Source organism: Ruminococcus sp. OM06-36AC, assembly GCF_003438725.1.
Lineage (GTDB): Bacteria > Bacillota > Clostridia > Oscillospirales > Ruminococcaceae > Ruminococcus_C > Ruminococcus_C callidus.
On the sequence record NZ_QSTT01000080.1, the window covers coordinates 489 to 690 of the forward strand.

1 protein-coding gene is annotated in these 202 nt (G+C 43.1%); it reads right to left on the reverse strand.

What is annotated here, in order from left to right:
• A partial coding sequence (locus tag DXB92_RS14245; RefSeq protein WP_242986715.1) for an amidoligase family protein occupies nucleotides 1-202 on the reverse strand: 202 nt, incomplete at both ends.

A 202-nucleotide genomic window follows, 5' to 3' on the forward strand; every position in this document is an offset into this window, starting at 1 on the left:
ATTGTCCTGCGTGAAGTCCGTTTTTCTTTTCTGCTGTTGGTTTGTCAAACTGAAAAAGTCGGAATTCGATTGTGCTTTTTGTAAAGGTTGCATGGAAGTTCAGCATATGGTATCTGCTATCATTGTAATGTTGATTTCTGCCGTAATTCGCACCGTTCGCCGTATACCAGATGTCTGCGAACTGTGCCATGTTGGTGGGCTT